Below are 23,293 nucleotides of genomic sequence, written 5' to 3'. Positions count from 1 at the left end.
GCGGCGATAGTGCCAGCTCACCGCCGCCTCTGGCCAGGCTCGACGGTGTGGGGAGCCGGTTCGGGCCGCTCGCGAGGGCGGACCGGAGGTCCGTGCGGGTGCGCGCACGGACCTCCGTACGTGCGAGTGGATGCCGACGTCAGTAGGCGTACGCGGACTTGCCCGTCACGGTCGTGGCGACCTGGGTGATGCCGCTGCCCGGCGGCAGCGCCACCGTCGTGCCCGGGGGAGCCGTCGTGGAGCCGTCGCCGAGCTGGGCGGCCGCGTTGGCGCCCCAGCCGATCACCGAGCCGTCGTCGAGCGCGGCCACGGTGAAGTCGGCGCCGCCCGAGATGCTCTGGACGCCCTTGAGGCTGTCCAGGACGACGGGGGTGGTGCGGTTGGCGTTCGTGCCGTCGCCGAGCTGCCGGTCGGTGTTCTTGCCCCAGCCCGCCAGGCTGCCGTCGTCGAGGACGGCGAAGCCGGACGCGGAGGTGGCGAAGATCTTCGCCACGGCGTCGAGGTAGGCGACGTCGACGGGCTTGTTGCTGTCGGTGACGGAGTCGTTGCCGAGCTGGCCCTCGGCGCCCTTGCCCCAGGCCTTGACGGTGCCGTCGGCGGTGAGCGCGAGGACGTGGTCGCAGCCCACGGCGACGGACTCGACGTCGACGAGGTCGGGGACCTTCTGCGGGGTCTCGCGCGTGGTGTTGTTGCCCGTGCCCAGGCGTCCGTTGTCGCCCTTGCCCCAGGTCCAGACCGTGCCGTCCTGCCGGAGCGCCACGCTGAAGTCGCAGCCCGCGGCGACGTCCTTCACCTTGTCCAGGCTCTGTACGGGGATCGGGGCCTTGTACGGGTTGGTGGTGTCCTGGCCGGTGCCCAGCTGCTTGGAGGCGTTGCTGCCCCAGGCGAGGACCCGGCCGCCCCTGACGGCGAGGACGTGGTTGAGGCCCGCGGAGACCTCGCTCACGCCGGAGAGCCCGGCGACGGTCGCGGGGAAGGGCTGGGCGGTGAGGGTGCCGTTGCCGAGCTGGCCGGTGGCGTTGGAGCCCCAGCTCTTCACGGTGCCGTCCTTGAGGAGGGCGACGGCGAAGGGGTTGGCGGTGGTGCCGGTGCCGCCCCCGCCGCCGGAGAGCTCACGGACGTCGTCACGGGTGATGCCGGTGACCGCCGCCGGGGTCTGCTGGGCGAGGACGCTGCCGTTGCCCAGCTGCCCCTGCGCGTTCTCGCCCCAGGCGCGGACCCAGGGGTCGGTGCCGGCGGCGGCGTGGACGGGGAGGCAGGTGGTGGTGAGGGCCGCGAGGGAGAGCGCGGCGAGCAGGGTGGTGCGTGCGGGGAGATTCATGGGGACCTTTCGGGGTCAGTAGGCGTAGCTGGACCGTGCGACGACGGAGGCGGCGACGTGTGCCGGGCCGCTGCCCGGAGGAAGGGCCGTGACCGGGGTGGGGGAGTCGGCGGTGGTGCCGTCGCCGAGCTGGCCCACCGAGTTCTCGCCCCAGGCGAGGACCGAGCCGTTGGCCAGCGACGCGACCGTGTGGGCATAGCCGCCCGCGAGGGAGTTGACGTCGGCGAGCCCGGGGACGGGGACGGGCGTGGTCCGCGAGACGGTGGTGCCGTCACCGAGCTGACCCCTGCCGTTCCATCCCCAGGCTCGTACCTCTCCGCCGTCGAGGACGGCGAAGGAGTGATAGCCCGCGGCGAAGATCCGCGCGACGTCCGTCAGATGCCGGACGTCGACGGGGGTCGCACTGCCTTCGACGGTGTCGTTGCCGAGTTGTCCGTTGGTGTTGTAGCCCCAGGCCTTGACGGTGCCGTCGGCCGTACGGACGAGCGAGTGGTTGCAGCCGGAGGCCACCTCCACGACGTCCGTGAGGCCCGGTACCCGCTGGGGGGTGTTGCGGTCGGTGGAGGTGCCGAGGCCGAGCTGGCCGTAGTTGTTCCGGCCCCAGGTCCAGACGGTGCCGTCCTCGCGGAGGGCGAGGGCGTGGTAGCACCCCGCGGCGATGTCCGTGACCTTGTTCAGGCTCTGGACGGCGACGGGACGGTTGGTGTCCGTCGTCGAGCCGTCGCCGAGCTGCCCGTAGGCGTTGGCGCCCCAGGCGAAGGCCCGTCCGCCGCGTACGGCATAGGCGGAGTGGACCCCGGCGGCGACGTCGGAGGCTCCTGAGAGACCGGCGACGGCGGCGGGGAACGGCCGGTTGTCGGTGGTTCCGTTGCCGAGCTGACCGTTGGGGTTGGCGCCCCAGGTCCGGACCGTGCCGTCGTTCAGTACGGCGACGGCGAACGAGCTGCTGTCGCCGCCGCCCCCGGCGGCGAGCTCGCGCACGTCGGAACGGGCCAGGTCCCGGACGCCCGACGGGGTCTGCTGGGGGAGTACGGAGCCGTTGCCGAGCTGACCGGCGCCGTTGGCCCCCCAGGCGCGGACCCAGGGGTCACGGGGCTCGGCGTGCGCCGGGGAGACGGCGAGACCGAGGAGCGCGAGGCAGGCGGCCGCGGCGCGTGCGTACGCGTACGTCATGCCGTTCACCGGCCTCAGTACGCGTACGTCGTGTTGCCGCCCAGGGAGACGGCCACCGCCTTGATCGCCGAGCCCTCGTTGAGGATCTTCACCGACTCGAAGCGGGGGACCGTCGTGCCGTTGCCGAGCTGGCCCTCGCCGTTGTGGCCCCAGGCGAAGACGTCGTCCGCCGTGACGGCGACGCCGTGCCGGGCGCCCGCCGCGAGGTGCTGGACGCCCTCCAGGCGCGGGATCTCGACGGGGGCGGTGCGGTTGGTGCGCGAGACGTTGTCGCCGAAGGCCTCGTCGCCCTCAAGGAGCTGGCCGTACTGGTTGTTGCCCCAGCCCCAGACGTGGCTGTCGCTGGTCTTGACGTAGTTGTGGAAGGCGCCCGCCTCGATGTCGGAGACGCCCTCCAGCCAGTCGACGTCGACCGGGACCGTGGAGGACTTGGTGGAGGAGTTGCCGAGCTGGCCGTAGAGGTTGTAGCCCCAGGACTTGACCGTGTCGTCGGCGGTCAGCGCGAGGGCGTGGTAGCAGCCGGCGTCGATCTCCACGATGTTCTCCAGGCCCTGCACCTGGCGCGGTACGGAGCTGGTGGCGCGGCTGCCGGTGCCGAGCTGGCCGTGGATGCCGCGGCCCCAGGCGTACACCTTGCCGTTCTCCAGGAGGGCGAGGCTGAAGTCGCAGCCGGCCGAGATCTGCTTGACCTTGGGCATGCCCTGGACGCGGTCGGGGACCGTACGGCTGTCGCCGGTGCGGTTGTTGCCGAGCTGCCCGTAGGCGTTGTCGCCCCAGGAGTAGACCTGGCCGCTGGTGTCGAGGGCGAGGGCGTGCTTTCCGCCGGCGGCGATGTCCTTGATGTTGGTCAGGCGCGGGACGGTGGTGGGCACGGTCTGGTTGGTGTTGCCGCCGTTGCCGAGCTGGCCGGAGGAGTTGTGGCCCCAGGACTTGACCGTCTTGTCCGTACGGGCGAGGACGAACGAGTCGGCCGAGGACGTGCCGCCCGCCGAGACCTGGTCGACGTCGCCGCGGAAGAGGCTGGTGACCGAGGTCGGGCTGAGGCTGTCGGCCAGGGTGCCGTTGCCGAGCTGGCCGGTGCGTCCGGCACCCCAGCTCAGCACGGTCGGATTGCCCTCGTTGGCGAGTGCGGGGGTGGTCGGTACGGCGGCGAGTGCGGCCGCCGCTGTGAGGACGGCCAGACCTCGGAAGGGGGTACGCAGGGGACTGCGGCGTGTACGGGACATGGCTCTGCTCTCCTTCGATGGGGACATACGGGAGCGCTGCGCCCGGTCGGCCGGCGGCTCCGCGGGGGAGGCGGAGGCATGCGCGGGACGGGGGCGCGGGTCATGCGGACAGGCCGTGCCGGTGCCTCGGGCATGGGGTGCCCAAGGCCTGGTGCGGCGGCCGGGACGGGCCGCCGGGCACAAGATCAGACTGGCCGAGAATGATCACCGAGGCGAGCCGGACGCGTTGAAACACCCGTCTGACGGACGCCCGTTCGGGGCCGTGTTCCCGGGGGCGCGTTCGCCCCGGCGGGCACCCCGGGGCGGGCCCGCGCGGAGGCCGCCGGCGGGTCGCCGAACGGCGGCGTCCGGGGGAGTGAGGACCCCCGCCGCACAGGGCTGCGCGCCTTCACGGCGGCGTCCCGGAATCCCTACGAACGGGTGGACCGGCGGGTCCGGGCAGCGGCCCGGGGAGGACCCGGTTCCGGCCCCCCGCGGCGGCCCCGAGTGCGCTCCGCCGAAGTGGTGAGCGGGCCCGTCGGCGCGCGCCGCGCCGTGTGTCCTGCCGGGACGCCGGGGCCCCGGCGGTTAGCTTCGAAGCACGCTCGGTGATCTTGAGGACAGTCCCCTGTCCGCCCCTGGCGTCCCCTTCCGAGCCGCCCAACACACCCCTGTCCCAAGGGAGTTCCCATGCCCCACGCGAAGGCGCGCCGTGCCCTCGGTGCCGTCCTGCTCGCCGCCGCCCTGGCCCTGCCGATGACCTCCGTCGCCCACGCGGAGGAGTGCAAGCCCGACGACCAGGCCTGCCTGGACAAGGAGGCCAACGCCAAGGAGGCCAAGGAGATCGAGGAGAAGCAGAAGAAGAACGAAGAGGCGGCCGCCCAGGCCGACAAGGACATCAAGGCGGCCGGGGAGAAGCTCAAGGAGTGCCCGCCCGGCTCGTCCTCCTGCATGAGCAAGCTGACCGGCGGCAAGGGCGCCGAGGAGGAGCAGGGCCTCAAGGACATGACCGGGACCATCGCCTCGAACGAGCCCGAGCCGGCGAACAACGCCGCCCAGGCGGTGACCTCGACCTGCGCAACCTTCCCCGGCTCGCTGCCGCAGGGGTCCACCGACCCGGGACAGTCCCCCTTCCCGGTCTCCGAACTCTGCTCCCTGCTCGGCTCCTGAACCCACCCACCCATCCCCCTCGAAGGGCTCCTTCGTCATGTCTTCGCGCCGTCCCCGCGCCCTCCTGCCCGTGCTCGCCCTGGGCCTCACCGCCCCGCTGACACTGCTCGCCCCGCCCGCCGCCGCCGAGCAGGGGCCGGGCGAGACCCCCGTCCCCCGCGCCCTCACCGCCGACGGGCGCCCGGCCGAGGTCGACGACGTCCTCAAGCACTGCCGCACCGGGCGCTCCGCCTGCACCTTCACCATCGACCCCAAGCTGAGCCGCGAGTACGTCACCGCCGTGAAGTCGCTGGGCAACGCGGTGATCAACTGCACCCAGAGCGACATGGCGGTCGAGCGGACCGTCACCCTGAAGACCGGCACCACCGACAACATCGGTGGCGAGATCTCCGGGACGATCACCGCCGAGGGCACGGTCGCCGCCTCCGGCCAGGTGACCGCCAACCTCGCCAACGAGACCGCGATGGAACACAAGACGCCCCAGCTCGACAAGGGCCCCACCTCGTCGAACGGCAACAAGACCACCGTCTCCGGCGGCGCGACCGCTTCCGGCTCGCTGACCGCGCGCCTCGCCTTCGAGGCCGCCTTCAAGGCCACGTACTCCAAGTCGTGGACGGTCGAGGCCACCGAGGAGACCGCCTACAAGAGCACCGTCCACGCGCACGACATGCTCGTCTTCGGCGCCAACGCCGCCATGCGGCGCGTGGTCGGCAGCCTCGTCGCCAAGACGGGGCAGCGGATCATCGGCATCGCGGTGGACAGCCCCTCGATGGTGAACAGCAGCAGCTTCATCGCCCAGACGTACGCCGCCCCCGACGGCGTCTGCGGCGGCACGCGGCCTCCCGGGAACACCGCCGGGGGCGAGGGCGGCGACGGGAAACTCCGGCACGCGGCACGGGAGGTCCCGGCCGCCCGCGCGGTGCCGCCGGGCGTCGAGCCCAAGCGTGAAGTCGCCCTGCCGGCCGACGCCAACTGACCCGGAGGAGTCCCGTCATGAACCGCTCCCTGTCCGCGCTCACCGTCCTCGGCGCCGCCGGCCTGCTGCTGCCCGTCGCCCCCGTCTCGTACGCGGCCCGAGCCGCCGCCCCGGCCGAGCAGGCCGTCCCCGTCCTCAACGGCGACTTCGCCGACCCCGTCATGAAGGGCGACGGCCCCACCACCGTCGGCCTCGACTTCTGGACCGGCCTCAACCAGCGCTACTCGCCCACCGCCTCCGGCCGCACCGACGCCTCGCACGGCGTCGCCCTCCAGAAGGACGGCAACACCCTCCGCCAGCGGCTCCGCGGGGTCCGCGCGGGGGCCAGGGTCACCGTCAGCTACGAGGACAGCCCCGCCGTCTCCAAGGAGTGCACCGGCGAACAGGTCGCCGACGGCCAGCCGTACGCCGTCGGCGGCTCCGGCGGCCCCGTCCAGGAGGTCACCACCGCCGGCGACCCCGACCGGGTCAAGGGCACGCCCGGCAAGGGCCGTTGGACCGGCCGCGCCTACGTCTTCACCGCCGGCGAGAACGAGCCGGTGCTCACCTTCACCTCACGCGTCACCGACTCCCGCACCCATGTGACCTGTTCGCCGATGATCGCCCGCATCCGCGCCGTCGAGGTGCCGCCCGCCGTCGACAAGACCGTCGACAAGACGCGCCTCGGCACCTCGGAGGCGTACAAGGGCAACGAACGGGAGAGCACCCTGCACAACGCGGCCGCCGCCTGCAACGGCGAGAACGCCTGTACGTTCCGGCCGGACGCCCGGACCTCCTTCCGCTACTACGACGAGGCGCGGGTCGTCGGCGAGGCCTTCGTCAACTGCACCCGGAACGCCCTGGAGCACAGCCGGGTCGTCTCGTACGCGGAGCGCAGCCACGACAGCATCTCCCAGACGTACGCCGACGCCGGCCTCGCACTGCCCGAAGTGGCCCGGCTGCCCACGAGCGGCGACCCGGTGGAGGACGCCAAGCGGATCAAGGAACGGCCGATGGCCGGCCAGTTCTCGCAGGCGTACGAGAAGGGCTGGCAGCGGGCCTGGCAGTGGTTCAGCGGCGACCAGCGGACCGTCGTCGAGCGGATCCAGCCCGGCGAGGTCAGCTGGGTCGAACTCCAGCCCAGCCGCGAGCGGGTCGAGGGCTGGCTCGTCTCCAAGAAGGACGACTACCGGCTGCACGCCGTCGTCGACGGACCCTCCCGCGCCGTGCCCGACCGGCTGCTCCAGCGCACCGGACCCATGTCCGCGGCCGAGAAGCAGCGTTGCGCCGCCTCCCGGCCCATGACCACGACCCCGGTGGGCGCCGACGCGCCCGCGAGCTCCAGCGACAAGGGGCTCCTCAGGGCCACGGCGCCGGGCGTCCGCACCGCGGTCCGGAGCGTGCCGCTGGACTGAGGTCCCGCCGCCTCACCCCGCCACGGCGGTGAGGCGGCGCACCACCTCGTCCCGGCCCAGCGCCCGGGCCACGGCGAAGAGATCGGGGCTGCGGGTGGCGCCGGTGAGCGCGACCCGGACCACGTTCGCGACGGTCCTCGGCGGTCCCGCCCAGCGGTCCGGGTCCCGGCGCCAGGACGCCGTGTCCGGGGCGTGGCCGTGGCGGCGGGCGATCTTCCCCAGCCGCGCGAACCACTCGTCGGGGGAGACGGCGGCGAAGTCGGCGGCGATCCGCCGCACGAGGTCCGGGGCGAGGCCGCCGTAGCGGTCGTCCCCGGCCACCGGTACGGGGCCGAAGAGCTCTGCGAAGAAGAAGCCGTACCGGTCGCGGAAGCAGGACCAGCGCTCCAGGTCCTTGCGGGCGGGCGCGCCCTCCGGCCGTCCGGCGGCCACGGCGGCCAGGGCGAGGCCCTCGTGGCGGGCGAGGACGGAGGCGAGCTCGGGGTCGTACTCCTCCGCCCAGGAGAGCAGCTGCACGTACAGCTCCCGCGGGGTGAGCGAGGCGATGAACTCCCGGCTCAGCGAGTGCAGTTTGGGCAGGTCGAGCAGGGGCCCCGAGGGGCGCATGCCGTCCAGCCGGACGTCGGCGGCGAGCGCCTCGGCGGTGGGGACGTCCATGAGCCGGATGTTGGCGAGGCCCCGCAGATAGTGCTGGACGGCGGCCGGGGGATAGCCGGCGGACAGGTAGTAGTCGACCGACGCCTCGGGGTCCTTGCGCTTGCTGAGCTTGCGGCGCGAGGACCCCTCCGCCTTCATGAGCGGGGCCAGGTGCGCGTACGCGGGCGGCTCGAAGCCGAGCGCCGTGTGCAGCTGGAGATGGACCGGGGTCGAGGAGAGCCACTCCTCGCCGCGGACCACCAGCGTCACCCGCATCAGGTGGTCGTCCACGACGTGCGCGAAGTGGTAGGTGGGCAGCGGCAGTTCCTCCTGCGAGGACTTGAGGAGGACGATGTCGTTGCCGTTGTCCTGCATCGTGACGGAGGCCCGGATGCGGTCCGTGAACCGGACCCGGCCGGGGAACTCGTACGGGCAGCGGAACCGCACCACGTACGGCTCGCCCGCCGCGAGCCGCCGCGCCGCCTCCTCCGGGGCGAGCGTCCGGCACGGCGCCCACCGCCCGTAGTAGCCCAGCGGCGAACGGCCCGCGCGCTGCTCCTCCGCGCTCCGCGCGAGCAGCTCCCTGCCGCAGAAGCAGGGGTACGCACGGTCGCGGCGCAGCAGCTCCCGCACATGACCGAGATAGATCTCCCGGCGTTCCGACTGGAGGTACGGTCCCCAGGCCCCGTCCCCGGCGACGCCGCCCTCGTCCGGGGCGAGCCCGAAGGCTCCGAGCAGCCGGGAGAACTCCTCTGCGGCGCCCGCCACCTGCCGGGACCGGTCGGTGTCCTCCACGCGCAGCACGTGCACCCCGCCCGACTGGCGGGCGAGCGCCCGGGTCACGGCCGCCGTGTAGAGGCCGCCGATGTGCAGGTGTCCGGTGGGGCTCGGGGCGAAGCGCGTGACCTCGGCGCCGTCCGGCAGGGCGCGCGGCCCGAACCGCCGCTCCCAGTCGGCCGGTTCCGGGAGATCGGGCGGGAACATCGCGTTGATGACGGACAGGTCGAGCACGGTGGACTCCCTCCTGGGTTTCCTGGAGCGCCTGGGTCCTGGAGCGCCTGGGTGGGTGCCTGGAGAGCCCGGGTTCCTGGAGAGACCCACCGTAGGCCGGTGACCGGACGATCCGAGCGGAGCGGGGGCCGGAGCCTGCGGAACTCCGAACCCACTTCGGCGCCGACGGCTGCGAGCGGGGTGCCCGGTCACTAGCGTCGCCGGGGCCGATCCGTACGACGACCACGAGGGGGTGTGATGGGCGGCACGCGCGCGGTGGCCCTGCTCGCGCTCGGCTCCTTCGCCATGGGGACCGACGCCTACGCCATGGCGGGACTGCTCCCGGACATCGGCGCCGACCTGGACGTCTCCGTCTCCCTCGCCGGCCAGTCCGTCACCGCCTTCACCCTCTGTTACGCCCTGGCCGCGCCGGTCCTCTCGGCCGTCCTCGCCCGCTGGGGCACCCGGGCCGTCCTCGTCGCCGCGCTCGTCGTCTTCGTCCTCGCCAACTCCGGGACGGCGATGGCCGGTTCGTACGCCGGACTCCTCGGCACCCGGGCCCTCGCCGGCGTCGGAGCGGGCCTCTTCACCCCGGCCGCGGCCACCGCCGCCGTCGCGCTCGTCCCGCCCGAGCGGCGCGGGCGCGCCCTCGGCCTGGTCCTCGGCGGGATGAGCGCGGGGACCGTGCTCGGCGTGCCGCTCGGGCTGCTCGTCGCGGCCGGCTCCGGCTGGCGGGCGGCCCTGTGGCTGATCACCGCCCTCGGCCTCGTCGCGCTGCTCGGCGTCGCGACGGCCCTCCCGCCCGTACGGGGAGCCGCGGCGCCCTCACTGAAGGACCGGATCGGCGCCCTCGCCCGGCCCAGGGTCGCCGTGGTCGTCGCCGTCACCTTCACCCAGACCGTCGCGAGCCTCGGGCTCTACACCTACCTCGAACCCGTCCTGCGCAGCGTCGCCGACGTGGGCAGCGCGGTGCCGTACCTCTGGGTCTGGGGCATCGGCGGGGTCTGCGGCAGCTTCCTCGCCGGGACCCTCGTCGACCGGACCGGGCGGCCCGCCCGCCTCGCCGTCACGCTCCTCGGCATCCTCGGCGGCGCCCTGGCGCTGCTGCCGTGGACCGCAGCCGTACCCGGCCTCGTCCTGCTGCCCCTGCTCGTCTGGGGCGCGGTCGGCTGGGCCTTCGTCGTCCCTCAGCAGCACCGACTCCTCGCGCACGACGGCGGGGCCGCCGCCGTCGGCCTCAACAGCTCCGCGACCTACCTCGGCGGCGCCGCCGGCTCCGCGCTCGGCGGTCTCGCCCTCGCCCACGGGCTCGACGCCCGCCTGCTCCCGCTCCTCGCCGCCGGGGCCGCGCTCGCCGGAGTCCTCTTCCACCTCACCGTGGCCGGCCGCTTCACCGGGCCCGGGCCGCACCTCACGGACACCGCACACGGGGCCGGAGCCGCGGGCACGACCGCGGCCGGGGCCCCCGAAAGGAACGCCTCATGAAATTCGGCGTCAATCTGCCGAACTACGGGCCCGAAGCCACTCCCGACGCCCTCGCCGACTGGGCGCTGCGGGTCGAGGCGATGGGCTACCACTACGCCATGGTCTCCGACCACGTGGCGCTCACCCCGGACGTCCAGCACCTCTTCCCGGCCCCGTTCTACGACCCCTTCGCGACCCTCGCCTGGCTCGCCGGGGTCACCGGGACCGTGGGGCTCGGCACGACCGTGACGATCCTCCCGTACCGGCATCCCGTGCACACCGCCCGCGTCGCCGCCAACATCGACCGGTTCAGCAACGGCCGTCTCGTGTTCGGCGCGGCCGCGGGCTGGGCCGCCCGGGAGTTCGCCGTCCTCGACGTGCCCTACCGCAAGCGGGGTGCGATCAGCGACGAGTACCTGGCCGCGATCAAGGCCTGCTGGGCCGACGAGGTCGCCTCCTTCGACGGCGCCCACGTCTCCTTCCGGGAGGTGCACACCGGGCCGCTGCCCGTGCAGCGGCCGGGACCGCCCGTCTGGGTCGGCGGCCACAGCTACGGGGCGCTGCGCCGGGCCGTCCGCCTCGGCGACGCCTGGCATCCCACCTCCGTCTCCGGCGACTGGCTCCTCGGCGTGGGACTGCCCACCCTCCGCCAGGTCGCCGAGGAGCAGGAACTGCCGGTGCCCGACCTCTGTCCCCGGATCAAACTGCGGGTCACCCCACGGCCGTTGGGCCCGGGGAGACTGCTCGGCGAGGGCACGCTCGCGCAGATCGCCGACGACCTCGGACTCCTCCAGGACCTGGGCGCGGGCGCCGTCGTCCTCGACCCCACCTACCCGGGCGACCGACGGGAGGCGGGCCGGACCGCGCGGGACCTCGACGTCCTGGAGACACTGGTCAAGGAGGTCATCGACGTGGACGCCGGCTGCGTACGATGACGAGGCGCCGGACGTGACCGACAGGGTGACGGTGAGGGGGGAGTGCGGGACGTGGCCGATCCGGATCTGCGGAAGCTGCGCGTGCTCAGGGAGCTCAGTGAGCGCGGCACCGTCAGCGCGGCCGCCCAGGCGCTCCACCTCACCCCGCAGGCCGTGTCCCAGCAGATCAGCGCCCTGGGACGGGAGTTGGGCGTCCAGCTCACCGAGCCGTCCGGGCGCCGGCTGCGCCTCACCGGCGCCGCGCGGATCGTCCTCCGGCACGCCGACGCCGTGTTCACCCAGGTCGAGCAGATGCGCGCCGAGCTCGCCGCGCACGGGAGCGGCGAGAGCGGCGAGGTCGCGGTGGCCGGCTTCTCCACCACCCTGTCGGCGCTGATCCTGCCCGCCGTGGCCCGGCTGCGGGAGACCCGGCCGCTCCTGCGGACCTCGCTCGCCGAGATCGACCCGCCGGAGAGCTTCTCGATGCTGCACCGCGGGGAGACCGACGTCGTCATCTCCGCGGACACCGCGCAGAGCCCGGGACCGGCCGGCGAGGACGGGCGCCTCGACGCGCGCTTCCACCGGGTCGCGCTCTGCGACGACCCCTTCGACATCGCCCTGCCCGAGGGCCACCGGCTCCTCGGCAGCCCCCGGCTGCTCCTCGCCGACCTGGCCGAGGAGACCTGGATCTTCGCGACGACGGGCATGTGTCACGACATCGGCGTCGCCGCCTGTACGGCCGCCGGGTTCACCCCGCTGGCCTCCCACGCCATCGGCGACTGGGACGCCACCCTCGCGGCGGTGCGGCTCGGCCTCGGGGTCGCGCTCGTCCCGCGGATGGCCAAGCCGGCGCCGCGGCCCGAGGTGACGATCCGCGCGTTCAGCGAGCGGGCCCCGTCCCGCACGGTCTTCGCGGCCGTACGGGAGGGCAGCCAGACCTCCCCGGAGATCGCCGCCGTCCTGGACGCGCTCCGCACCGTGGCCCGGGCGGCCGTCGCCGCCTGACCGGGCGGAACACGATTGGCCACGACTCGTGGAAGGTACCGTCCACGAGCCGTTGCTGGATCCGCCCGGCCGCCGCTGCGAGGCTCGTTCCCGTACCGCGGACCACTTCGCGCGTCCCCTTCTTCTCCCCTTGTCCTCTCCTGGAGCGGGAACACCCATGTCCAAAGCCACCTACGCGCGGCTGGCCGCGCTGAGCCTCGTCTGGGGCTCCGTCTTCCTGTGGATCAAGATCGCCGGATACGGCTTCTCCCCCGTGCAGATGGTGCTCGCCCGGCTCGCCCTCGGCGCCGTCGTCATCCTCGCCATCGGCTATGCGAAGGGGCTCCGGCTGCCCAAGGAGGCCGCCATCTGGGGGCATCTGACGGTGGCCGCGCTCCTCGGCAACGCCATCCCCTGGACCCTGTACGCCGAAGGCGAGATCCAGGGCTCCAGCAGCGTCGCCGCCGTCGTCAACGGCAGCGCGCCGATCTGGACCCTGGCCGCCGCGCTCCTCCTCGGCCAGGAGAAGCGGGTCTCCGGCTACAAGGCCGGCGGTGTGCTGCTCGGCCTCGGCGGCACCGCGCTCATCGCCTCCCCCTGGAACGCGGCCTCCGCGGGCTCCGGTTGGAGCATCCTCTGCTTCGTCCTCGGCTCGGTCAGCTTCGGCGCCAGCTTCGCGTACATGGGCAAGTTCCTCGTGGGCAAGGGCATTCCGCCGCTGATGCTGGCCGGCGGACAGCTCGGCGCGGCGACCGTGCTGCTCCTCGCCGCCTTCCCCTTCCTCGGCCTCCAGGCCGTGACCTGGCGCACCGACTCGGTGATCTCGGTCCTCGTCCTCGGCGTGGTCTGCACGGGCTTCGCCGCGCTGCTCAACTTCGAGCTGATCATCAAGGACGGGCCCACGGTGGCCTCCACCGTCACCTACCTCATGACCGCGGTGGCCGTGGTGCTCGGCGCCGCCGTGCTGCGCGAGCCGCTCGGCTGGACCGTGTGGCTGGGCGCCGTGGCGGTGCTCGCCGCCACCGGACTGCTGCGCCGCAAGCCCCGCCCGGCGGCCGAACCGGCCCCCGAGACCGCCCCCGTACCGACGTCCGCGGCGGCCGATTAGCCACGTACCGCCGGAACCCATGAAATGCCGGGCCGCCGTCCGCAACATTGTGTTCATTCAATGGGCGGGCGGTGGATGGTAGCGTCACAAGTGGAAACACCCGGCCTTCATGGGGGAGTCGCACGTGGCTTTTGTGGTCGAACTCGTTTTCCGTGGCAATGAGACGGACCGGTTGAGTTTCGGAGAGGCTCATCGGACGTACTGGAAAAGAATGGCCGCGCGCGGCATTCTGCTCGGCGGCGGACCATGGCGGGACGGCAGCGGGGAATTCCTGGTCTGTGAGGCCCCCGACCGCCGCACACTCTTACGGGTGCTGTACGCCGACCCGTACGCGCAGGCGCAGGTCGTCGGCGAGCTGAGGGTCCGGGAGTGGAACGCCGTCATGGGGCACGTGGTGCTGGCCGGCCTCGAACGTTCCACCGGCGGAGCCGGGACCCACGAGCGAATACGCGGGGGCGCGCCGGTCTTCCTCACGCCACCCACCCCTCCGGGCACGCGCGAGGAGCCGACCGCCCCGCCGGTCGCCCGTGAGGAGCTGACCGCCCACGAGCGACGCATCGCCACGATGATGCTCGACGGCCTGACCAACAGACAGATCGCCGAGTCCTTCACGGTCTCCACCCGGGCCGTGGAGCTGCACATCACCCGGATCTACCGGAAGCTCGACATCCGCAGGCGCGCCCAGCTGGCCGCTGCCATCGACCGGTTCGAAGCCGCGCCGGCCTGCTGAACCACACCTCCTCACGCACACACCGATGATGGGAGTCACCATGCCGCTGGTCGAGATAACCGTTCCCGAGGGCACCCTGTCCGAGGCCGCCGCGGAGGTCCTGCAGCAGCAGGTCGCCGACTCCGTGCTCACGGCCATGGAGCTGCCGCACACCGAGTTCTTCGCCGCAGCCACCTGGGTGTACGTCCGCGAGGCCGCCAAGGGGTTCGCGACCACCGGCGCCGGCCGGCCCCCGGGCGTCCTCGTCGTCGTCACGCCCCTGGAGGGCTTCCTCACCCCCGAGCGGAACGAGGCGCTGTCCGTCGAGGTCACCCGGCACGTGCACGGGGCGACCGGGCCCGACACCGTCGTCTGGCTCGTGGTGAACGAGATCCCGGAGGGGAACTGGGCCGTGAACGGCGGCCTCACCCGCCGCGCGAAGATCGACGAACTCGTCGCCGAAGCGGCCCCGGCAAGCTGAATTTCCGTATTCCTGTCGGCGGCGGCGCCGCACCGTATTCACGGTGCGGCGCCGTTCGCATTTCCGGAAGCGGGCACCCCGGAAAGGAGTGCGGATTCCCGTATCGATGTACGGGTCACCCCGCCCGTACGGTGATGTCAATGGCACCGGCGGATGGGAGAGACTCGCTCATGGCTCTGCAATCGGCGCCGCGACTCGGTGTGGTGGTTCCATCCGGAAACGCCGCCGCCGAACCCGAGATCGGCAGCCTCGTGAATCCCGCGATCAACGTCCACACAGCACGGTTCCCGGTACTTCCCGGAAAAGACCTGCGCGGTCGTCTGGAGAAGTACAACGACGTTCTTCCCGAAGTGCTGGGGAATTTCGGCGGACTGCGTCTCGACGCGGCCGTCGTCTCCTGCACCGGCTCGCACTACCTCCTCACCCCCGAAGGCGACCGCGCGCTCTGCGCGGAGCTCTCCGAGCGGGTGGGAGCGCCCGTACGGTCCGCCGCCCTCGCCATCCTCGACACCGCGTGCGCCGTGGGCGCCGAACGGCTCGTCCTGATCTCGCCGTACGAGCCGTGGCTCACCGAACTCTCCCGGGCGTACTGGGAGTCGGCCGGACTCGAGGTCGACCGCGTCGTCAAGATCCGGGCCGGCGCGCGCTTCTCCCCGTACGACGTGACCACCGAGGAACTCGTCGCCCAGGTCCGGGAGGCCGGACTCCCGGAGGACGCGACCCTGCTGTTCACCGGCACCGGCATGTTCACCTTCGAGGCGCTCGCCGCGCTCGGCCGGGACAGCGCGCACACCCTCCTCACCTCCAACCTGGCGAGCGCCTGGTGGGCCCGTGACACCCTCGGTCTCCCGGCCGGCGGACCGGACGCCCACCCGCTGCTCCGCCGGCTCGCGGAGCGGGCCGCCGCCGTGGCCGTGTCGTGAGCGCCCGTACGACGCCCCACGGGCCGGTCGCCGTCGTCGGCGCCGGGCCGGTGGGCCTGACCGCCGCACTCGTCCTCGCCCGCGCCGGGATCCCGGTGACCGTCCTGGAGTCCAGGACCCACCTCGCCACCGAGTCCCGCGCCTCCACCTTCCACCCCGCGACCCTCGACCTCCTCGACGAACTCGGCGTCGCGGCCGACCTGCGCGGACAGGGCCGCACCGTCGACCGCGTCCAGTGGCGCGACCTGGACGGCGCGGTGCACGCCGAGCTGGACTACGGACTGCTCGCAGGCCACACCCGTCACCCCTACCGGCTCCACGTCGAACAGGCCCGGCTCACCCCGCTGCTGCTCGACGCGCTGACCGCGACCGGCCTCGCCGACGTACGGTTCGGCGCCACCGCCACGGGCGCCGACGAGACCGGCGACGGGGTGCGGCTGCGCACCGAGGACGCGGCGGGACGGCCGACGGTCTCCCACCACCCGTACGTCCTGGCGGCCGACGGCAGCCGGAGCCGGCTGCGCGAGCTCGCCGGACTGCCCGGCACCGCCGAGGAGTACCCGGACTACGCGCTCCGCGTGGTCACCGACGCCCCGCTCGACGCGCTGGTCCCCGGGCTCGCCCCGCTGACGTACGTCCGCGACCCGCGGGGCTCGGTCAGCGCGCTCGGGATGCCCGACCACTGGCGGCTCATCTTCCGGATCCCGCGCGGGACGCCCCGCGACGAGGTGCTCGCGCCGGACGCCGTGCGCGCGCGGGTCGACAGGGCCCTGCCCGGCGGCGCCGGACGGGCTGTGCGGATCACGGACGCGCACACCTACCGGCTCGCGCGGTTCCTGTTGCCGACCTACCGGGCCGGCCGGGTCCTGTTCGCCGGGGACGCGGCCCACCTCACGTCCACCGCCGGTGGTCTGAACATGAACTGCGGTCTCCACGACGCCGTGGAGACCGGCCGGGCCCTCGCCGCCGTCCTGAACGACGGCACCGGCGACGAGACGCCGCTCGACACGGCCCTCCGCCGACGCCGCTCCGTCGTCGAGACGGCCGTCCTCCCGCGCAGCGAGGCCCGCACGGCCGGCCTCGACAGCCCCGCCGAACTCCTCGCCCGGATCGCCGACCTGCGGCGCACCGCCGCCGACCCCCGCGCGGCCACCGACTACCTGCTCAAGGCATCACTTCTCGACGTCGCACCACGACCCCTGAAAGGTGACGCACATGCGGATCTGGTTTCACAAGCACACCGTTGAGGGACGCCTGCCGCTGCTCGACCAGTGGTACCGCGAACACCTCGACGCCATCGCCTCACCCGGCACCACCGTCGACATCAAGACCCTGCCGGCCGACACGTACCCCGACCGCACCCCCTTCGGCCTCGTCGGCCACCACTCCGCCCAGGTGCTCTTCAGCCGGCACTTCTCCGAGTCCGCGCTCGTCGCGGAGCGGGAGGGCTACGACGCCTGGGTGATCGCCGCCGGCCAGGACCCCGGCCTCCGCGACGCCCGCCACCTCGCCTCCATCCCCACCCTCGGCTACGGCGAGACGGCCTTCTTCCTCTCGGCGCTCACCGGCCAGCGCTTCGGCGTCCTCGGCTTCATGCCGCCCCTGGAGGAGCCCATCAGGGCCAACATCCGCCAGTACCGCCTGGAGTCCTCGCTCAGCTCGTACGAGGTCGTGCCCGGCGGCTGGGACTCCGTGCACCGCTCCCTGGAGGGCGACTTCGACGAGTTCGTCGAGGTGTACTCGGCGGCCGCGGAGCGCGCCGCCCGGGCCGGGGCCGAGGTCATCATCCCCGCCGAGGGCATCCCCAACGAGATCCTCTGGCACCTCGGCATCCACGAACTCCACGGCCTGCCCGTGATCGACCCCGCCGGACTCGCGGTGAAGCTCGCCGAGACCCTCGTCCAGCTGGGCGAGCTGAAGCTCTTCCGGCGCAGCGGCCACGGCTACTGGTTCAGCCGCCCCGACGAGCCCGTCAGCAAGCACCTGGAACGCGTCTTCCTGGGCTCGGCGCTCTAGCCGAAGCCGTCAGGAGATGCCCTGTCCCCCGCCCCGCACCCGCCCCCGCACCCGCACTCGCACCCGGATCCGAGACCGCACGCCGCCACGCTCTCGAAGGAGTCACGCCCATGACGTACGACGCCTACGGCCGCAACACCGCGGCCACCGACCCCGCCGCCCCCTACTACCGCCCGCGCCGGCTCCGCCGCACGCCCGCCCTGCGCCGCTTCGCCGCCGAGACCCGCGTCGGCCCCGCCAACCTCGTCCAGCCCCTCTTCCTCCGCGAGGGCCTCACCGAACCGCGTGAGATCCCCTCCATGCCGGGCGTCTTCCAGCACACCCGCGACACCCTCCGCAAGGCCGCCGCCGAAGCCGTCGCCAACGGGGTCGGCGGGCTCATCCTCTTCGGGATCCCCGAGCACAAGGACCCCACCGGCACCGGCGCCGTCGACCCGGACGGCATCCTCCAGGTCGCCCTGCGCGACGTCACCGCCGAGGTCGGCGACTCCACCGTGGTCATCGGCGACATCAACCTCGACGAGTACACCGACCACGGCCACACCGGCGTCCTCGACGCGAACGGCGACGTCGACAACGACGCCAGCATCGAGCTGTACGCCCGGGCCGCCGTCGTCCAGGCCGACGCCGGCGCCCAGATCGTCGCCCCCAGCGGCATGATGGACGGCCAGGTCCGCCGCATCCGCGAAGCCCTCGACCGGGCCGGACACCAGTCCGTCGCCATCCTCGGCTACTCCGCCAAGTACGCCTCGCACTTCTACGGCCCCTTCCGCGACGCCGTCGAGTCCACCCTGCGCGGCGACCGCAAGGGCTACCAGCAGTTCCCCGGCAACATCCGCGAATCCCTCCTGGAGGTCTCGCTCGACGTCGCCGAGGGCGCCGACCTCGTCATGGTGAAGCCCGCCCTCGCCTACCTCGACATCGTCCGGCTCATCGCCGACCACGTGCAGGTGCCCGTCTCCGCCTACCAGGTCTCCGGCGAGTACTCCATGGTCGAGGCGGCCGCCGCCAAGGGCTGGATCGACCGCGACCAGGTCGTCCGGGAGAGCCTCGCCTCCATCCACCGCGCCGGCGCCACCCAGATCATCACCTACTGGGCCTCCGAGTTCGCCCAGAGCCTGGACCGGTGACCCGGTGACCCCGTCCTCCACCATGCTGGTCCTCGGCATCAGCCATGCCAGCGCCCCGCTCGAACTCCTGGAGAGACTCGCCGGCACCGACCGGCCCGCCGAGGAGCTCGTCTCCGACGTGACCTCCGTCGACGGCATCGACGCCGCCGTCGTCGTCTCCACCTGCAACCGCCTGGAGATCTACGCCGAGACCCGCGGCTCCACCGCCGAACTCGGCGAACTCGACGACCTCGGCGAGCTGTTCGCCCAGCACACCGGCGTCGACCACGAGGAGATCGCCCCGCACCTCTACCGCCACCACTCCGACGGAGCCGTACGCCACCTCTTCGCCGTGGCCTCCGGACTCGAATCGGTCGTGGTCGGCGAGGACCAGATCCTCGGCCAGGTGAAACTGGGACTCGAACGGTCCCAGCGGCTCGACCGCACCGGCCGGGTCCTCGCCAAGGCCGTCCAGACGGCCCTGCGGGTCGGCAAGCGGGCCCGCAACGAGACCGGGCTCAACGAGGCCGGCCGCTCCCTCGCCACCGCGGGACTCGGCTTCTTCGAGCGCCGGGTCGGCTCCCTGCACGGCAAGACCGCCCTCGTCATCGGCGCCGGAGCCTTCGCCGGCGTCGTCGTCGCCGCGCTGCGCCGCTCCGGCCTCGACCGGGTGCACGTCGCCAACCGCACCCCGGAGAAGGCCCAGCGGCTCGCCGAGACCACCGGGGGAGTGGGCTACGACCTCACGGACGTGCCGCGGCTGCTCACCGAGGTCGACGTCGTCGTCGGCGCCACCGCCGCCACCGGCCACCTCGTCACCGCCGCCCACGTCGAGGAGGCGCTCGCCGCCCGGGACGGCCGCGAACTGTTCCTGCTCGACCTGTCGCTGCCGCACAACATCGCCCCCACGGCGGCGGACCTGCCCGGCGTCACCTTCGTCGACCTGCGCCGGATCGCGGAGGAGGGCCAGGAGGACGAGATCTCCGCCGCCAGCGTCCAGGCCGCCCACGAGCTGATCGACGCCGAGGTGGAGCAGTTCCGCACCGGCCTCCGGCTCGCCGGCGCCAAGCCCGTCCTCACCGCCCTGCGCACCGCCGCCACCGAGGCGGCCGAGGCCGAGCTCGACCGGCTCGCCCGCCGCCTGGACGGGCTCGACGGCGCGGCGCGGCAGGAGATCGGCCGCAGCGTCCGCCGCATCGTCGACAAGGCCCTGCACCAGCCCACCGTCCTCGTGCGGGAGCTGGCGGCCGACCCGGACGGCGCCCGGCACATCGCCGCCTTCACCCGCCTCTTCGCCGCGGCGGAACCTTCCCGTGACAGCGACACGAACGAGACGAACGACCCGAACGAGAAGAAGATCGAGGCCATCGCATGAGTGACATCTCGGCCCTCTGGGAAGCCGAATCCATCGCCGTCATCGGGGCCAGCGAGCGCCCCGGCGCCCTGGGCCGCAAGCCGCTCGACTACCTCCTCCGGTACGGCTACAAGGGCCGCGTCCTGCCGGTCAACCCGCGCTCCCCGGAGATCCTCGGCATCCCCGCCCACCCCAGCGTCAAGGACGCCCCCGGCCCCGTCGACCTGGCCCTGATCATGGTCTCCGCCGAGCGGGTCCCCGGTGCCGTCGACGACTGCGTGGCCGCCGGCGTCAAGCTCGCCGTCATCGCCTCCTCCGGCTTCGCCGAGACCGGCGAGGAGGGCGCCCGCCTCCAGGCGGAGGTCGTCGCCAAGGCCCGCGCCGGAGGCCTGCGGATCATCGGCCCCAACTGCATCGGGGCCGTCGGCTACGAGAACCGCGTCCTGGCCACCTTCAGCCCGCTGTTCGGCGCCGAGTCCGTGCCCTTCGAGCCCGGCACCCTCGCCTTCGTCAGCCAGAGCGGCGCCCTCGGCTTCGGCGCCGCCAGCCTCGCCCTGGAGCGGGGCCTGCGCCCCGGCTGGGTGGTCAGCACCGGCAACGACGCCGACGTCACCGCCCTCGAAGTCCTCCGCGAACTCGCCACCGTCCCCGAGGCCACCGGCCTCCTCGGCTACCTGGAGGACACCCCGGACATCGGGACCCTCCGCGAGCTCGCCGGCTCCGGCAAGCCCGTCGCCCTCCTCAAGTCCGGCCGTACGGAGGCGGGCGGCCGCGCCGCCGCCTCGCACACCGGCGCCCTCGCCACCGACGACCGGGTCCTGGACGCGGCCCTGCGCGGCCTCGGCATCGTCCGCGTCGACGACATCGACGAACTCCTCGACGTGGCCCGGGTCTTCGAGTCCGAGCGGCGCCCCGCCGGCAACCGCGTCGCCGTCGTCACCACCTCCGGCGGCTCCGGCATCCTCGCCGCCGACGCCGTCGAGGCCCACGGCCTGGAGCTCAGCGCGCTGGAACCGCGCAGCAAGGAGGCGCTCGCCGAGATCGTCCCGGCCTTCGGGGCCATCGACAACCCGGTCGACATCACGGCCACCGTCCTCAGCGACCCCTCCCTGTTCGACCGCTCCCTCGACGTCCTGATCGCCGACGACACCGTCGACATCATCGTCGCCGCCTTCTGCGTGATGGCCGGACCCGACGTCGAGAAGGCCGTCAACGCCCTGTCCCGCGCCGCCGCGAAGGGCGGCAAGCCCATCCTCGTCGCCCGCACCGGCGCCGACTTCCTCGCCCCCGACGCCCCCCGCGACCTGCGCGAGGCCGGCCTCCCCGAGTACCCGACACCGGCCCGCGCCCTGCGCGCCGCCGCCGCCCTCTGGGAGGTCAGCCGTCCCCGTACGCTCCCGGAGGCCCCGCGCCCCGGGACCGTGCCCGGCCCCGGACCCGAGGCCACGGAGCCGCAGCTGAAGGCGCTCCTCGCCGAGGCCGGGATCGCCGTGCCCCAGGGCCGGATCGTCGCGAGCGCCGAGGACGCGGCGGCGGCCGTCGCCGAGGTCGGCGGTACCGCGGTGCTCAAGGCGGTCGTCCCCGGCCTGCTCCACAAGACGGAGGCCGGTGGCGTCGAGATCGGCGTCACCGCCGCGACCGCGCCCGAGGCGTACGCCCGGCTCGCCGCGCTCGGCGGCCAGGTGCTCGTCGAGGAACTCGTCGGCGAAGGCGTCGAGTTGATCGTGGGCGTCCACACCACCGACCTGGGCCCGGTGCTCACCGCGGGTCTCGGCGGCATCTTCACCGAGGTCCTCGACGACGTCGGCCACCGGCTCCTGCCGCTCGCCCCGGGCGAGGGCGCCGAGCTCCTCGCCGGGCTGCGCGGCGCGCGGATACTCGCCGGCACCCGCGGCCGCGCCGCCGTGGACGTCGAAGCCGCCGCCGAACTCCTCCACAAGGTCGGCGAACTGGTCCAGGACTGGCCGGCCGGCTTCGCCCTCGACCTCAACCCGGTGCGGGTCCTCACGAAGGGCGCCGTCGTCCTGGACGCGGCGCTGAGCATCGAGGGGGCGGCCCGATGAGCGGTACGGAGAACAGCAGGGCCCTCTTCGAGCGCGCCCGCAAGGTCACCCCCGGCGGCGTCAACTCGCCGGTCCGCGCCTTCGGCGCCGTCGGCGGCACCCCCCGCTTCATCGCCTCCGCCGAGGGACCGTACCTCACCGACAGCGACGGCAACGAGTACGTCGACCTCATCTGCTCCTGGGGCCCGATGATCCTCGGCCACCGGCACCCGGCCGTCGTCGAAGCGGTCACCCGGGCCCTGGAGCGGGGCACCTCCTTCGGGGCGCCGTCCACCGGAGAGGTCGAACTCGCCGAGGAGATCGTCGACCGCGTCGCCCCCGTCGAGCAGGTCCGCCTGGTCAGCTCCGGCACCGAGGCCACCATGTCGGCGATCCGCCTCGCCCGCGGCTTCACCGGCCGCGGCAAGATCGTGAAGTTCGCCGGCTGCTACCACGGCCACGTCGACGCGCTGCTCGCCTCCGCCGGCTCCGGTCTCGCGACCTTCGCGCTGCCCGACACCCCCGGCGTCACCGGCGCCCAGGCGAGCGACACGATCGTCCTGCCGTACAACGACCTGGCGGCCGTCGAGAAGGTCTTCGCCGAGATCGGCGACGGGATCGCCGCCGTCATCACCGAGGCGGCCCCCGGCAACATGGGCGCCGTCCCCCCGCTGCCGGGCTTCAACGCCGGCCTCAAGGAGATCACCGCCCGCCACGGCGCGCTCTTCATCTCCGACGAGGTCATGACGGGTTTCCGGGCCAGCAGCTCCGGCTGGTACGGGCGGGACGGCGTCGCCCCCGACCTGCTGACCTTCGGCAAGGTCATGGGCGGCGGCTTCCCCGCGGCGGCCTTCGGCGGACGCGCCGACGTCATGGGCCACCTCGCCCCCGCGGGCCCCGTCTACCAGGCGGGCACCCTCTCCGGGAACCCGGTCGCCACCGCCGCCGGCCTCGCCACCCTGCGGCACAGCACCCCCGAGGTGTACGAGCGGCTCGACCGGGTCTCGGCCACGATCGGCGCCGAGGTCTCCGCCGCCCTCGCCAAGGAGGGCGTGGCGCACCGGCTGCAGTACTCCGGCACCATGTTCTCGGTCTTCTTCGGCGAGGACGAGGTGGTGGACTTCGACGGGGTCCGCGCCACCGAGTCGTACCGCTACACGCCGTTCTTCCACGAACTGCTGCGGCAGGGCGTCTATCTGCCGCCCTCGCCCTTCGAGGCCTGGTTCATCTCGGCCTCGCACGACGACCGGGCCGTGAGCCGGGTGGTCGAAGCGCTCCCGGCCGCCGCGGCGGCAGCGGCGTCGGCGAAGCGCTGACAGCGAAC

Annotated in this window: 20 protein-coding genes; 16 read left to right on the top strand and 4 right to left on the bottom strand. The window is 73.5% G+C overall.

Translation table 11 applies throughout. The features are described 5' to 3' along the window. Window positions 1-139: 139 nt before the first annotated feature. From ACF07V_RS25905 to ACF07V_RS25895, 3 genes are read right to left on the bottom strand one after another with little or no spacing between them, the layout of a single operon-like run. Window positions 140-1,321 carry an RCC1 domain-containing protein gene (locus tag ACF07V_RS25905; protein ID WP_392157574.1) on the bottom strand — a complete coding sequence of 394 codons (1,182 nt, stop codon included), beginning with the start codon at window positions 1,319-1,321 and terminating at the stop codon, window positions 140-142. A 15-nt stretch (window positions 1,322-1,336) separates the two neighbouring features. Continuing rightward, window positions 1,337-2,494: an RCC1 domain-containing protein gene (locus tag ACF07V_RS25900; protein ID WP_392157572.1), complete on the bottom strand. Its 1,158-nt coding sequence runs from the start codon at window positions 2,492-2,494 to the stop codon at window positions 1,337-1,339. A 14-nt stretch (window positions 2,495-2,508) separates the two neighbouring features. After that, on the bottom strand, window positions 2,509-3,720 hold the full coding sequence (locus ACF07V_RS25895) for an RCC1-like domain-containing protein (protein WP_392157571.1): 1,212 nt from the start codon (window positions 3,718-3,720) through the stop codon (window positions 2,509-2,511). A gap of 669 nt (window positions 3,721-4,389) precedes the next feature. Between ACF07V_RS25895 and ACF07V_RS25890 the strand changes: the two genes are divergently transcribed. The 3 genes from ACF07V_RS25890 to ACF07V_RS25880 are packed head-to-tail and all read left to right on the top strand — an operon-like array spanning window position 4,390 to window position 7,239. Continuing rightward, window positions 4,390-4,869, top strand: coding sequence for a hypothetical protein (locus ACF07V_RS25890; RefSeq protein WP_392157570.1), 480 nt, complete (start codon window positions 4,390-4,392; stop codon window positions 4,867-4,869). Between the two features lie 37 nt (window positions 4,870-4,906). Then, window positions 4,907-5,845: a hypothetical protein gene (locus ACF07V_RS25885; RefSeq protein ID WP_392157569.1), complete on the top strand. Its 939-nt coding sequence runs from the start codon at window positions 4,907-4,909 to the stop codon at window positions 5,843-5,845. Between the two features lie 17 nt (window positions 5,846-5,862). Continuing rightward, window positions 5,863-7,239 (top strand): hypothetical protein, encoded by a 1,377-nt coding sequence (locus ACF07V_RS25880; RefSeq protein WP_392157568.1) that lies wholly within the window; start codon window positions 5,863-5,865, stop codon window positions 7,237-7,239. Between the two features lie 12 nt (window positions 7,240-7,251). On the opposite strand, the gene ACF07V_RS25875 is transcribed toward ACF07V_RS25880, so the two are convergent. Beyond that, on the bottom strand, window positions 7,252-8,886 hold the full coding sequence (locus tag ACF07V_RS25875; protein WP_392157566.1) for a glutamate--tRNA ligase: 1,635 nt from the start codon (window positions 8,884-8,886) through the stop codon (window positions 7,252-7,254). Between the two features lie 237 nt (window positions 8,887-9,123). Here ACF07V_RS25875 and ACF07V_RS25870 point away from each other — a divergent pair, with 237 nt between their 5' ends. The 13 genes from ACF07V_RS25870 to hemL all read left to right on the top strand — a co-directional run bounded on the left by ACF07V_RS25870 (window position 9,124) and on the right by hemL (window position 23,285). Next, the gene (locus ACF07V_RS25870; RefSeq protein WP_392157564.1) at window positions 9,124-10,350 is read left to right on the top strand and encodes an MFS transporter; all 1,227 of its coding nucleotides are present in this window, start codon (window positions 9,124-9,126) and stop codon (window positions 10,348-10,350) included. Beyond that, window positions 10,347-11,264, top strand: coding sequence for a TIGR03619 family F420-dependent LLM class oxidoreductase (locus ACF07V_RS25865; RefSeq protein WP_392157563.1), 918 nt, complete (start codon window positions 10,347-10,349; stop codon window positions 11,262-11,264). The genes ACF07V_RS25870 and ACF07V_RS25865 overlap by 4 nt, the downstream gene beginning before the upstream one ends. A gap of 51 nt (window positions 11,265-11,315) precedes the next feature. After that, the gene (locus tag ACF07V_RS25860; RefSeq protein WP_392157561.1) at window positions 11,316-12,248 is read left to right on the top strand and encodes a LysR family transcriptional regulator; all 933 of its coding nucleotides are present in this window, start codon (window positions 11,316-11,318) and stop codon (window positions 12,246-12,248) included. 157 nt (window positions 12,249-12,405) lie between these two features. Further along, window positions 12,406-13,335, top strand: a complete 930-nt coding sequence (locus tag ACF07V_RS25855; protein ID WP_392157559.1) for a DMT family transporter — start codon at window positions 12,406-12,408, stop codon at window positions 13,333-13,335. A 109-nt stretch (window positions 13,336-13,444) separates the two neighbouring features. Then, entirely contained in the window at window positions 13,445-14,065 is a 621-nt protein-coding gene (locus tag ACF07V_RS25850) for a LuxR C-terminal-related transcriptional regulator (protein ID WP_392157557.1), read from the top strand. A 25-nt stretch (window positions 14,066-14,090) separates the two neighbouring features. Next, window positions 14,091-14,525, top strand: coding sequence for a 4-oxalocrotonate tautomerase family protein (locus ACF07V_RS25845; RefSeq protein ID WP_392157555.1), 435 nt, complete (start codon window positions 14,091-14,093; stop codon window positions 14,523-14,525). Between the two features lie 170 nt (window positions 14,526-14,695). Next, window positions 14,696-15,448, top strand: coding sequence for an arylmalonate decarboxylase (locus tag ACF07V_RS25840; protein WP_392157553.1), 753 nt, complete (start codon window positions 14,696-14,698; stop codon window positions 15,446-15,448). Continuing rightward, window positions 15,445-16,695 carry an FAD-dependent oxidoreductase gene (locus ACF07V_RS25835; RefSeq protein WP_392157551.1) on the top strand — a complete coding sequence of 417 codons (1,251 nt, stop codon included), beginning with the start codon at window positions 15,445-15,447 and terminating at the stop codon, window positions 16,693-16,695. The genes ACF07V_RS25840 and ACF07V_RS25835 overlap by 4 nt, the downstream gene beginning before the upstream one ends. Further along, window positions 16,664-17,464, top strand: coding sequence for an aspartate/glutamate racemase family protein (locus tag ACF07V_RS25830; RefSeq protein ID WP_392157550.1), 801 nt, complete (start codon window positions 16,664-16,666; stop codon window positions 17,462-17,464). The genes ACF07V_RS25835 and ACF07V_RS25830 overlap by 32 nt, the downstream gene beginning before the upstream one ends. A 110-nt stretch (window positions 17,465-17,574) precedes the next feature. Further along, window positions 17,575-18,594 (top strand): porphobilinogen synthase, encoded by a 1,020-nt coding sequence (gene hemB / locus ACF07V_RS25825; RefSeq protein WP_392157548.1) that lies wholly within the window; start codon window positions 17,575-17,577, stop codon window positions 18,592-18,594. 4 nt (window positions 18,595-18,598) lie between these two features. Continuing rightward, window positions 18,599-19,948: a glutamyl-tRNA reductase gene (gene hemA, locus ACF07V_RS25820; protein WP_392157546.1), complete on the top strand. Its 1,350-nt coding sequence runs from the start codon at window positions 18,599-18,601 to the stop codon at window positions 19,946-19,948. Then, window positions 19,945-21,990 (top strand): acetate--CoA ligase family protein, encoded by a 2,046-nt coding sequence (locus tag ACF07V_RS25815; protein WP_392157545.1) that lies wholly within the window; start codon window positions 19,945-19,947, stop codon window positions 21,988-21,990. The genes hemA and ACF07V_RS25815 overlap by 4 nt, the downstream gene beginning before the upstream one ends. Next, the gene (gene hemL, locus ACF07V_RS25810; protein WP_392157543.1) at window positions 21,987-23,285 is read left to right on the top strand and encodes a glutamate-1-semialdehyde 2,1-aminomutase; all 1,299 of its coding nucleotides are present in this window, start codon (window positions 21,987-21,989) and stop codon (window positions 23,283-23,285) included. Before ACF07V_RS25815 ends, hemL begins: the two co-directional genes overlap by 4 nt. Window positions 23,286-23,293: the final 8 nt, after the last annotated feature.

Source organism: Streptomyces sp. NPDC015661 (assembly GCF_043077765.1).
Taxonomy (GTDB): Bacteria; Actinomycetota; Actinomycetes; order Streptomycetales; family Streptomycetaceae; genus Streptomyces.
This window is presented reverse-complemented; position numbering and strand designations above follow the sequence as displayed.